The 12,335-nt window shown below is 37.2% G+C and carries 11 protein-coding genes and 1 tRNA gene; 1 reads left to right on the top strand and 11 read right to left on the bottom strand.

Annotated elements, in window-relative coordinates; all coding sequences use genetic code 11:
* Positions 1-13 precede the first annotated feature (13 nt).
* From CDZ92_RS18465 to CDZ92_RS18450, 4 genes are all read right to left on the bottom strand, one after another.
* Positions 14-1,033 (bottom strand): sugar-binding transcriptional regulator, encoded by a 1,020-nt coding sequence (locus CDZ92_RS18465; protein ID WP_096156665.1) that lies wholly within the window; start codon positions 1,031-1,033, stop codon positions 14-16.
* A gap of 157 nt (positions 1,034-1,190) precedes the next feature.
* Positions 1,191-1,433: a glutaredoxin family protein gene (locus CDZ92_RS18460; protein ID WP_096156664.1), complete on the bottom strand. Its 243-nt coding sequence runs from the start codon at positions 1,431-1,433 to the stop codon at positions 1,191-1,193.
* Between the two features lie 13 nt (positions 1,434-1,446).
* Positions 1,447-2,757, bottom strand: a complete 1,311-nt coding sequence (gene rpoN, locus CDZ92_RS18455) for an RNA polymerase factor sigma-54 (RefSeq protein WP_096156663.1) — start codon at positions 2,755-2,757, stop codon at positions 1,447-1,449.
* Between the two features lie 561 nt (positions 2,758-3,318).
* A tRNA-Arg gene (locus CDZ92_RS18450) sits at positions 3,319-3,396 on the bottom strand.
* Between the two features lie 322 nt (positions 3,397-3,718).
* On the opposite strand from CDZ92_RS18450, the gene clpP reads away from it, so the two are divergent.
* Positions 3,719-4,300 carry an ATP-dependent Clp endopeptidase proteolytic subunit ClpP gene (gene clpP, locus CDZ92_RS18445; RefSeq protein WP_096156662.1) on the top strand — a complete coding sequence of 194 codons (582 nt, stop codon included), beginning with the start codon at positions 3,719-3,721 and terminating at the stop codon, positions 4,298-4,300.
* Positions 4,301-4,702: 402 nt separating this feature from the next.
* On the opposite strand, the gene CDZ92_RS18440 is transcribed toward clpP, so the two are convergent.
* The 7 genes from CDZ92_RS18440 to CDZ92_RS18410 form a co-directional block, all read right to left on the bottom strand.
* Positions 4,703-4,960, bottom strand: a complete 258-nt coding sequence (locus CDZ92_RS18440) for an HPr family phosphocarrier protein (RefSeq protein WP_096156661.1) — start codon at positions 4,958-4,960, stop codon at positions 4,703-4,705.
* Between the two features lie 34 nt (positions 4,961-4,994).
* Positions 4,995-5,936, bottom strand: a complete 942-nt coding sequence (gene whiA / locus CDZ92_RS18435; protein ID WP_096156660.1) for a DNA-binding protein WhiA — start codon at positions 5,934-5,936, stop codon at positions 4,995-4,997.
* Between the two features lie 175 nt (positions 5,937-6,111).
* Positions 6,112-7,074, bottom strand: a complete 963-nt coding sequence (locus CDZ92_RS18430) for a gluconeogenesis factor YvcK family protein (protein WP_096156659.1) — start codon at positions 7,072-7,074, stop codon at positions 6,112-6,114.
* A complete protein-coding gene (rapZ, locus tag CDZ92_RS18425) occupies positions 7,074-7,961 on the bottom strand; it encodes an RNase adapter RapZ (RefSeq protein ID WP_096156658.1) in 888 nt (295 codons plus the stop codon). The genes CDZ92_RS18430 and rapZ overlap by 1 nt, the downstream gene beginning before the upstream one ends.
* Before the next feature lie 18 nt (positions 7,962-7,979).
* Complete coding sequence (locus tag CDZ92_RS18420) at positions 7,980-8,438, bottom strand: NUDIX hydrolase (protein ID WP_096156657.1); 459 nt, start codon at positions 8,436-8,438, stop codon at positions 7,980-7,982.
* Positions 8,439-9,305: 867 nt separating this feature from the next.
* Complete coding sequence (gene trxB, locus CDZ92_RS18415) at positions 9,306-10,262, bottom strand: thioredoxin-disulfide reductase (RefSeq protein ID WP_096156656.1); 957 nt, start codon at positions 10,260-10,262, stop codon at positions 9,306-9,308.
* A 397-nt stretch (positions 10,263-10,659) separates the two neighbouring features.
* Complete coding sequence (locus CDZ92_RS18410; RefSeq protein ID WP_096156655.1) at positions 10,660-12,099, bottom strand: tetratricopeptide repeat protein; 1,440 nt, start codon at positions 12,097-12,099, stop codon at positions 10,660-10,662.
* Between the last annotated feature and the right edge of the window lie 236 nt (positions 12,100-12,335).

The following is a 12,335-nucleotide window of genomic DNA, read 5'->3' as shown; positions in this document are numbered from 1 at the left end:
ATTTGAAGGGGTGTTACTCCCTAATCAACTCTTTTGCTGCACCTTCATCTGTTATAAGAATCGTGTTAGGTGCTTGTTTTAAGTAAGCCCGGATTGCTTTTGCCTTAGATGCTCCTCCAGCGACAGCGATTACCGTTTCTATTTTTTCCAATTCAGCAAGTTGCATTCCAACTGTTTTTACTTTATGAACAACTTCTCCTTGTTCATTAAAATAATAGCCAAACGCTTCGGCAACTGCCTGTTTTTGCTCGATCGTAGCTACTTTAGCTTGATCAGTTTTTCGACGTTCTGCCATCGTTTTAGCGTCCCCTATACTGTGAACGACCATACTACATTTTTTAATGAGGGAAAGTACCTCTTTAATCGAAGGTTCTTCAATCATCGTTTGGTAGGATGCGTTACTTAGTTCATCAGGAATGTGTAGTAAACGATAGCTTCCTAATGCTTTTTCAGCCATTGAGGCACAAATGGTGTTTGCTTGATTTTGTACATTCTCTCCAAGGCCACCTCGAGCTGGTACGAAAAGAAGTTCACGATTTTTAGCATCCGGTTTCATCATCTCTGCAACTGCAGCAATCGTTGTGCCACCCGCAACTCCGATAATATTCTCTGCATGGAATCGTTCTCTCATACATGTGACACATGCGCGTCCCATCTCTTTTTTCACCCAAGGAGATGTATCACTATCTCCAGCAACAACGACAACATTAGGTAGATGAAGTGTTTTTTTTACTTTTTCTTCTAAGTGTTTAAGTCCGAAGACTTCCTTCATCATTTCTTCTAACTTTTGCATGAGTACTGTACCCTCTTGCGTTAACGTCATACCGGATGAGTGTACAAGAAGTAAGTTTTGCGATTTTAAAAAATCGACTTCACTCCGGAGTACTCGTTCGCTCAAACCTAAGTTGACCGACAAAGCTCTTCTTCCAATTGGCTGCATTAATCGTATGTAGCGTAAAATCTCGTAACGTTTCTGCATAATGGAAAGAAGATCGGGTAACAATTTCTTTTGTACTTCAATTAACTCTCTCATGATAGCTACCCCTTTTAGTGGTTCATTATTCTTAAAAATGATATGATGGACGTTTTCCGTCCCTCTATGACATATTATGTCCCACCACTAATAAAAAAAATTCACCTTTGCTACATCTTGATTGTAACAAAGATGAAACCCTTATTGCAACTAGGTTTTACCCCAATTTTTCATGTAAACGTTTTCTTATGTCTTCTTTGTGAAAAATTCCTTCTGCATAAACTTCTCCATCGTTCTCGAGTACTGGAATTCTAATTTGATATAACTCTAACAATGCATCATCTTTATAAATATCTACTTCTTTAAATGTAAACTCATACTCTTTTTGCAAATCTTCCACTATCACTTTTGCCTTATCACAAAGCGAACAATTTTCTTTAGTATATAGAATAAATTCCAATTTAACTCACCTTTCAATCGTACCTTTTCCTCATGGAAGAAGATGGAATTCCGAGAATGTCCCGATATTTTGCCACTGTCCTTCGCGAGATATCTATATGATAATCTTTCTTCATTATAGTTGTCAGCTTTTGATCGGATAACGGTTTTCGTTTATCTTCCCCATCGACTAATTTTTGTAGCACTTGATGGACTTGCTTAGACGATTTATCTTCAGCGTATACCGTTGCTACACCTTGACTAAAGAAGTGCTTTAATTCATATAGTCCGAATGGAGTTTGAACATATTTATCTTTCGTCGCTCGACTTACTGTAGATTCGTGCACTTGAAGCCTTTGGGCAATCATTTTCAGTGTTAACGGTTTCAAAAATTCAGGGCCATTTAAGAAAAAACTTTGTTGCAAGGTCACTATTTCCTCCATAACTCCTACAAGTGTTTTTTTCCTGTAATCTATACTTCGAATGAGCCATTGGCAATGCTTCATTTTTTCTTCCAAATAATCGTTCGCTTCTTTTTTCAAGGCTCTTTGATATAAGCGATTGACCGTTAACTGTGGTAAAAATTCGTCATTCACGCCAACTAGCCAATCTCCATTTATTTTTTGTACCATCAAGTCAGGAACAATATATTTCGGTTGTTCTCTCGTTTCATATTGTTGACCTGGTCGTGGATTTAAAGTCGTGATCAAATCAAAGAGGTGTTGGACTTCTTTTAATGTAATTTCATATTTTTTTGATATTGTTTTGAACGTTTTTTGCGAAAGTAAGTCAAAATCGTTTTCAATAATTCGTTCAGCCAGTAGTTCACGGTTGTCCATACTTTTTAGCTGAAGAAGTAAGCATTCTTTTAGATTTCTTGCACCTATACCTGATGGATCGAGATTTTGTATGGTTTGTATCGCTTTTTGTACTTCTACTTCTTGTTTCCGAAGTTGCTTTGCAATGAAAGTTGTTTCTTCCGTGATATAGCCGTTTTTGTCGATATAGTCTAGCATGGCTTGTAATGTCGCATGCTCTTGTTTTGATAAGTGTAAGTCAAGTAATTGTGCCTTTATATGATCATGTAATGTTTCGCCTTGATAGCTAACATTTTCAATGGAAAATTCGTTTGAGTTGATGCTCGTAGTACGATTTCTAATTGGATGTGTGTTTGTAAATGTTTCTTTTAGATCAAGTAACGGATTTTCTAATACTTGTTCTTGTATATATGTCGCAAGTTCGATTGTGGAATATTGAAGTAATGAAATGGCTTGCTTTAATTCTTGAGTCATCGCAAGCTTTAACGTTTGCATTTGATATAGACCGACATCTTGTTTCATCTTCATCGCTATTCCTCCTCCACTTATCTATTTTACATGAGATACGTAGCATATGGTATAGAAAATATATGGTATGTAAGGCCATTATCCTAGTAATTATTATATACGAGGTAGATAGAAGAATTATGTTAGTTATTGTGGGTTTGTGGGGATTTTTTTAAAAAATGATGTGTAAAAGGCCAATGTTGATTTCCGTGCAAGGCTTCGCTTTCCGCGGGCGGTAAAAAGGAAGGTTATTTTCACTGTCGTGAAAAAACCTACTCCTCGGCGCAAGCGCCTGTGGGATCTCCCGTTCCCCGCTTCTCCCGCAGGACAAGGAAGGCTACGGGAGCGATGCATCCTTCGTAAGGAAATGCGATAGCATTTTCGAGGAGTCTCAGTCTTGCACGGAAATCAACAGGTAAGTATTTAAATATCAACACTACGCTTTAACATAGCTGAAAAAAATAAAAACCTAGTGCGCCGACACTAGGTTGGTTGTTTATTGGATGTTGCGGCACTTGTCCGCTACAAAAAAATTATAACAAGAATATATGTAGCATACTAGTTTAAATATTTTCCAATCAATGGCGCGCTCGAAGGGATTCGAACCCCCGTCAGACATGGTACCGGAAACCACCGCTCTATCCCCTGAGCTACGAGCGCACGTATATAATGCAATGAAAATATTATATGTCATATAAAGAGTGAAAACAAGATAAAAAGCTTTTAATGGTTAGTTACTAGTGGCTAGTGCATAGTGGCTAGTATTGTTTCCATTTCCTAATCACTAATTACTAACAACTAACCACTAAAGAAGTTTATTTTTACGTGGAATGGATATGATGTATAGGGGTAGAAAAATGTATCGTATTTTGCGATGGTTTTTATTTGACCATTCTTGACCTTATATGTATGATAAAAGTACATAAGGAAATTATTTTCCTGACTTATTTTAACGGAACTATGAGAAGGAGGAAAAGTGAAAATGAACTTAATTCCTACAGTTATTGAACAAACAAGCCGCGGCGAGCGCGCATATGACATTTATTCTCGTCTTTTAAAAGACCGCATTATTATGCTAGGTAGCGCAATCGATGATAACGTTGCAAACTCCATCGTTTCTCAGTTGTTATTTTTAGCAGCGGAAGATCCGGAGAAAGATATTTCTTTATACATTAACTCTCCAGGTGGATCAATTTCAGCTGGTATGGCAATTTATGATACGATGAACTTCATTAAGCCTGACGTGAGCACAATGTGTGTTGGTATGGCTGCATCGATGGGAGCATTCTTATTATCAGCTGGTGCAAAGGGCAAGCGTTTCTGCTTACCGAACAGTGAAGTGATGATTCACCAACCTCTTGGTGGAGCACAAGGTCAAGCGACGGAAATTGAGATTGCTGCGAAACGTATTCTTTTCTTACGTGAGAAGTTAAATGGTATTCTTGCAGAAAATACTGGTCAACCTATGGAAGTAATCGGGCGTGATACGGAACGCGACAACTTCATGACTGCTGACCGTGCGTTAGAGTATGGATTGATTGATAAGGTTATTAGAAATAGCTAGAATTTAAAGGATTGTATGGTCCAGTTTCTTCACTTTTTGGTGGGGAAACTGGATTTTTTATGTTAGATCATTCTAATTCTTTTCTATACACAGTTTATTAACAGTTTACTTTGCAATCGGGAGGTATACTTGGTTTTATCAGCGAAAATGTGAATTTTATCGGCGAAAACTCGGTTTTTATCGGCGAAATCTAAATATTTATCAGCGAAAATATAGATTTAATCGGCGTTGACCACCTATTTATCGGCGAAGCTACTGTTTTATCGGCGATTCAGTTCAAATATCGGCGCTGATTATAATTCTATGGATCATAACCTCAATAAATAAAAAACAACACCCTCAAAAAAGGTGTTGTTCTATTTTCAATTCATCACTAAGGTTTTCCTAACCCCTAATCACTAATTATCCTTCTTGCTCCACAAACTTCACCAATGCGTCTAATGCTTCTTGCTCGTCGTGGCCGTCTGTGATTAGGGTGATTGTTGCACCTGAACTTACTGCTAAACTCATTAAGCCCATGATGCTTTTGGCATTTACTTTTTTACCGTCTTTTTCTAAGAAAATATCGGCTGTGTAACGGTTTGCCTCTTGAACGAAAAGAGCAGCTGGGCGTGCTTGTAATCCTGTTTTTAATCCTACTTGTACTTGTTTATTAACCATGTCTTTTTCCTCCTCTAAATCTATCTTTAAAAGGTTAAACTTTTTCCCCTGCGCGAAGTTTATCGGCAATTTCATCTATTTTTCGTAGGCGGTGGTTGATTCCGGACTTACTGATGGTACCACTTGAAACCATTTCGCCTAGTTCTTTCAAAGTCACGTCTTGATACGTAACGCGTAGTTCCGCAATTTCTCTAAGTTTATCAGGCAAAATTTGTAGACCAGCTGATTCATCGATATAACGAATGTTTTCTACTTGGCGTATTGCGGCGCTAATTGTTTTGTTTAAGTTGGCTGTTTCGCAGTTTACTAGCCTGTTAACAGAGTTACGCATGTCACGAACAATTCGAATGTCTTCAAACTTCAAGAGCGCTTGGTGAGCACCCATTATATTTAGTAATTCTACGATTTTTTCGGCTTCTTTTAAATAGTTGATGAAGCCTTTTTTCCGTTCTAATGTTTTACTGTTTAACTGAAATGTATTCATTAACTCACACAAAGAGTCGTTATGTTCTTTGTATAAAGTGAATACTTCAAGGTGGTACGAAGATGTTTCTGGATTATTAACTGATCCACCTGCTAAAAATGCCCCGCGTAAATAGGAGCGCTTACAACATTTTTTTTCGATTAACGTTGGTGAAATATCGCGAACAAATGTGAAGCCATCTTTCAAAATCTGTAGCTCTGTTAAAATGCTTTGAGCTTGTTCAGCGTATCGAACGATATATACGTTATTCTTTTTTAATCGCATTTTCTTTCGAACTAAAAGTTCTACACGAACGTCGTACAATTTCTTCGTTAACGTATAAATACGTCGTGCAATGGCTGCATTCTCGGTTTGGATATCGAGAATTATTTTTTTATTAGAAAAAGATAGTGCACCATTCATACGGATTAGTGCAGCAAGTTCCGCTTTTGCGCAACAATCTTTTACTTCAATAGTTGTTAATTCTTTTTTCGTTTCTGATGCGTATGACATGTGATTTCCCCCCTCTTGAGAAAAATGATTGGGGAAGTGATGAAGAACATCTCAACCACCTGAATATGTTTCATAATGTACAATGCGCATCCGTTTGCACTATTTCTGTTTTCATTAACTTTACCATGAAACTGATTAGAGGTGCACTTTAATTTTGCGTGTACTCGTGCACTTTTTATTTTACTTTTAACATAGAGTATAAAATCGAAGCTACTTTTTGTGTGTCATGCCTAATAACACCATCTACATGTTGCACAATTTTATCATGTAGCACTTCTACCCCTAAGCTAGAAAGTTTTTCAAAGTCATATGTTACCGGTTTGGCAAGTTCTTTTTTATACCGATCTTTAATCATTTCTGGAATATTTTCTTCATTAACTAGTACGGTGTCAATAAAAGGTGTAGAAATATGTTTGTATAAAGCCTTTAAGTGGTCACTAGCTGTATAGTCTAATGTCTCACCTGCTTGTGTCATTATATTACAAATGTATACCTTCTTGGCTTTTGAGTGACATACCGCTTCACCGATTTTTGGAACTAATAAATTAGGCAAAATACTTGTGTATAAGCTACCTGGTCCAATAATAATTAAGTCAGCCTGCATAATTTCATCAACTGTTTCTTGTAATGGCTCTAAGTTTTCAGGTGTTAAAAACACTCGATTAATACGTTTACCTGAGTAAGGTATTTTCGATTCACCAGAGACAATTGTGCCATCTTCCATTTCAGCATGAAGGACGACGCTTTGGTTCGCTGCAGGTAATACTTTTCCACGGACGTTCAATACTTTACTCATTTCCCGAATCGCATGAACGAAGTCGCCTTTAATCGTTGTCATTGCTGCTAACAATAAGTTTCCAAGCGAGTGACCAGAAAGTCCATTACCTGTTTGAAAACGATGTTGGAATAGATCTTCAATAAGCGGCTCTACGTCAGATAATGCAGCAAGCACATTACGAACATCGCCTGGTGGTGGAATATGGAGCTCATCTCTTAATCGGCCAGAGCTACCCCCGTCATCCGCAACCGTTACGACGGCTGTAATGTCGATGTCATAATGCTTTAACCCCCGTAATAAAACAGATAAACCTGTTCCGCCGCCAATGATGACGACTTTAGGAAGTTTTCCCCTGTTCATTAATGAGGATCCTTTCGACGCTCAATATCTCGGTGCGTGACGATTGTATCGTACTCTGTTTGCAAATGTTTCGTAAAGTATTCCGCTAATGTTACAGATCGATGTTGCCCACCTGTACAACCTATCGCAATAACTAACTGACTTTTCCCTTCACGTTTATAGTAAGGAAGCATAAATGCTAATAAATCCGATAGTTTTTCAATGAATTTTTGGGTTTCACTCCATTTTAACACATAAGATGATACTTCTTCATCTAATCCTGTCATTGGTCTCATATGATCAATATAATGTGGATTCGGTAAAAAACGCACATCAAACATTAAATCCGCGTCAATAGGCGTGCCATATTTGAACCCAAAAGATACGACATTTACTTTAAATGTTTGTTTCGAATGTGTGGCAAATGTGGATAATACTTTTTCACGCAATTCACGTGGCTTAAGATCAGAAGTATCTAATAGGACTTGTGCTCTTCCTTTTAGCTCTTCGAGTAAGTTACGCTCGTTTTGGATACCTTCTAACGGTAATCCTGATTTGGATAGAGGATGTGACCTACGAGTTTCTTTATATCTGCTTACTAGAACAGAATCCTTTGCATCTAAGAAAATTATTTGTGGCGTTACCCAAGAAATCTCTGCTAAATCATCAAGTGCTTCGAAAAGGCTTTCGAAAAACTCACGACCTCGCAAATCCATTCCAATCGCCACTTTTGTCATTTTACTTCCCGTGTCTTCCATTAATTCAAGGAATTTAGGAAGTAATGAAGGTGGAAGGTTGTCGACACAAAAGAAGCCTAAATCTTCTAAACTTTGGATGGCAACTGTTTTACCAGCTCCACTCATTCCAGTTACAATTACTAGTTGAATGTCTGTTGAGCCTGTACTCATAGCTTCAACCTCCTTTAATTAGTTCGGATCAAGTCGATATGATAGTAGTTCAAAGTCAGGTGTATACGTGAATGTACCGTATATCATGCCTTTGCCTTTTATACAATAGTCTAATATATGATGGTCTCCTTCTGCCATTGGCAGTTGAGAGATAGTTTGAATTGGATGCCATTCAATGGTGCCTTCTTCTGATTCATCGACGTTTAATCCGTCATATTCTGTTGCTAGGAAAGTGAACATCATCCATTCGGATACAATTTTGTTTTGTTCTTTTATGATTATGGTAAATACACCTTTTAAAAGAGGATTTTTTAAATATATGCCTGTTTCTTCGCGATATTCACGGACTACGGAATCTTTCACAGACTCTTCTAATTCCATTTTTCCGCCTGGTGCAACCCACCAACCTCTTCTTGGTTTTTGAAGAAGTAGTACTTTGTCTTCTTTCATTAATACGCAGTTTGTTACACGTTGCATCTTTGTCACCTCAACTCTTCTGGACTTGTATATTAAATGAAGAGCGACCTTAAAAGTTGCTCCTACTATTTTATTGTAACTTTTTCGTTTGCACACTGGTAAGATTTTAGGAGTAGTTCTAATAGTTGATGTTTTCATTATAAGAACAATTTAAACCTTGCTTATTTCGCCAATTCTAATTGCAAAATGCATTATTAGTTTACTCGTTCCTTTCCGCTGCAGGCACTTGCTTTCCGCGGGGAGCGCAGCGGAAGGTTATTTTCACTATCGTGAAAAAACCTACTCCTCGGCGTCCCGCCTGTGGGGTCTCACGCTTCGCTCTACTCCCCGCAGGAGTCAAGTACCTTCCGCTCCAACCATTCTTGGTTTTAAATATTAAAATTGTAACAACCTTTGATGAAAAGGTTTTATTCCAAGTATTTTCACCAACACAAAACCAGTTTCAAACATAATTATTATAAATAAATTATCTTGGTATGAGTGTAAACGAATTCATTTTATTAATTATAAATTATAGCATAAGCTTTTCATAGTTATTGGACATAGAAGCGCGATTTCCTTTGCTGGAGTAAAACTTTTTTGAAATAGTTTGTACGCTTTTCTGACAAGTGGTTGTTTTTTTCTCGAAGTTATTGGACAAGTTTCTACAAGTTTTTCAATTTTGTCTTTCCATTTAGACAAAAAAAGGACACAGGAAAAGGGTACCTGTGTCAAAAATATATAAATAAAAGGGGGTCAATTACTATCTTTATAATACCCAATTAATATTTCAGTGTTGTTACAAACAGGTTAAAGCGGAGTTACGTTTTCATTAACAAAATTCGACAACTTTTACATTGTTGAACTTTTTGTGTCAATTCTTTCGTATTAGTTTGCTTCTGCTGCTTTTAATTCTTCTAATAATTCTTCCATGTAATGTTGAGCAGTTTGTGCTGCAATACTTCCATCACCAGTTGCTGTAACAATTTGACGTAATGATTTTTCACGAATATCTCCAGCTGCAAAGATTCCTGGAACTTTTGTTTCCATTTTATCATTTGTTTCGATGTAACCTGCTTCATTTGTAATGCCTAAGTTTGCAAATGGCTTTGAAAGAGGATTCATCCCGATGTAAATAAATACTCCGTCTGTTTTGAATTCTTGTTCTGCACCGTCTTCTGTGCTAACTAACGTTACACTTCCAACTTTACCGCCTTCATCATTAATTTGCTTAATTGTATGATTCCAAATGAAGTCAATTTTTTCATTATCGAATGCACGTTGTTGTAAGATCTTTTGGGCACGTAACTCGTCACGACGGTGCACGATTGTTACTTTGGAAGCGAAGCGAGTTAAGTAAACTCCTTCTTCGACTGCAGAGTCTCCCCCACCGATCACAACAAGTTCTTTATTTTTGAAAAATGCGCCATCACAAACAGCACAGTAAGAAACTCCACGGCCACCAAGTTCTTTTTCGCCTGGCACTCCAATTTTCTTATATTCTGCACCACTTGTAATGATGATTGTACGAGCTTTATATTCTTTGCTTCCTGCTTTTACGATCTTATATTCTTTCCCATCGATTACTTCTTTTACATCTCCATATGCATATTCTGCACCGAACTTTTTCGCGTGGTCGAACATTTTAGTTGATAGTTCTGGTCCTAAAATGTGATCAAACCCCGGGTAGTTTTCTACTTCTTCTGTGTTAGCCATTTGTCCACCAGGCATTCCACGCTCGATCATTAGTGTGCTTAAGTTTGCACGTGACGTATATACTGCTGCAGTCATACCAGCAGGACCCGCTCCGATAATAATACAATCATAAATTTTTTCTTCTGACATGTCCTTTTCACTCCTTGAAATATCTATATATATACCACATTCAGATACTCATCATAATAAGTATTCCCACTTACTATCCTATAAAACAAAGAGGTTTTCGTCCAATAATTTGCTTATGTATGATTGGGAATAGGGGTATTACTTTTTTAGGGAAGATTGTTATTATTTTATGCTACACATAGGTTGATTTTTGTTACACTTTGGATAATTTTTGATACACTCTTCATGTTTTATGTTACACTTCTTCATCTTTATGTTACACTACTACTTTTTTTGTTACACATTACACGATTTATGCTACACCTTAAATCTTTTTTGCTACACTTTTCCACTTTTATGCTACACCCCCATGTAGTTTGCAGTTTTCAATAATAGAAAAACCCCCTTCCCTCATAAATTATGAAGGAAGAAGGTTTTTGTCTTTGATTAGTTTGAGGTAACTTCTTAGCGTGCTGACGGATAGTTCGTATTTAGTAGCCATCGTTTGCTGTGTAACTTTCACACCATTGCTTTTTAAAAGGGAATATTCAAAAGCGGCAGCCCAGCTTCGTATGTTTTCTAAACTCATATTATTTTCTTTCAATAGTTCATAGAAACGGAACCATCCTTGTACCATTTCGTCATTATTTTCTTCGAAGATTTTTTTTGCCACTTCATATAAAGAACTTACAGTCCCATGTACATCCTTCTTGTTCAATAATGCATATAAGGCAAAGTCTTTCACAAACGGTGTTTTCCAAGGTTGCTGTAATACTTCTTTCACTGTCGTTTTGGACGATAAACTAGACATGAAAATTTTAAAAAGCTGCTCTGCAACTACATTTGATGCTATTGGATTTTCATCTGTCGCCCACGGCTCTGAACCGGCTTTTTCTGGATTTAACTCCATCACACGCTCCCAAGCTTGTTTGGCAACTTTCCCATTGTTTGTATGATAAGCAGCATGACTTAACCAATAGTGAAAAGTTCCATCTCCGTGAAAACCGTTTCGATGAATTGAACGTAGCCATTTATAGGCAAGTTCATGTCGTCCAATTAATCCAAATGTTGCACCTAATTTGTAACGATGCTCGATTAGCATAGGAGTTACATTCACTAACCTGTCTGCTAGTTGGTTCGTACCTTCTTCATTATTCTCATAATAGTAAAACACTACAAGGTTACAAAGCGCATGCAAGTTACCTGGATTTTTTTCTAACACGTCAAATAATATCTTCTTGGCACTAGTTAAGTCACCTTTGTAAAAGTATGCTAGGGCTAGGTTGTTGTATGCGGACCAAAAGTTTGGGTATTCTTCGATTATTTCATGAAGCAAATCAAGCGCTTCTTCAAGCTCGCCTGCTTCTAATAAGTCTCTCGATTTTTCTTGCATCACGATGAGCTGATCTTGCGAAAACGTTAGCTCTTCTTCTTCGTCATCTTCATCGAGTTCTAAAAGGTCTAATAAATCTTCCGCATCATCGGCAAATTCGCCATCTGGTTCCATCGTTAAATATTCTTCCGCATGCTTTTTTGCTTCTTGGAACAAACCTAAGTATGCATAGTTATTCGCTAAAAAATAATGACAATCATACATTTCGTCATTTAGTTGATGGATGATTTTATAAAAAAGGTCGTTGGAAGCTTGGTAGTCGCCTAGTTCCATTAGAACGATGGCGTATTGACTTACAACGTTTGCATCGCTCGGTTGTAACGTAGCGGCTCGTTGAAACCATTTTCTTGCTTTATATAAATCGCGCTTACGGTAAGCACGTAATCCTTTTTGAAAATAATATTCCCCATTTTGCTCAAATGGGATTACTTTTGCAATTTGATTGATGTTTGTTTGGTTTCCCATTTTTGCATCCGTCCCTTCTCTCTAACCGTGTAAGTATACCACAGATTAGATAAAAGCGAATAGATGAATATTCTGGAGATGGTGATAGAGGGAAGAAAGTGGTTTTTTTGTTTTGTAGGATAATGATTAATAAGGTAAGAATGGTGAGAAGTGTTGTTGGATTAATTACTTTCGTTCCAGTTAATCAAACGTTTGTTTAAAAAGTATTATTATAAAGAAACGACTTCGAACTGTGT

The sequence above is a fragment of the Bacillus sp. FJAT-45066 genome (assembly GCF_002335755.1).
Lineage (GTDB): Bacteria > Bacillota > Bacilli > Bacillales > Bacillaceae_I > Bacillus_CD > Bacillus_CD alkalisoli.
This window is presented reverse-complemented; position numbering and strand designations above follow the sequence as displayed.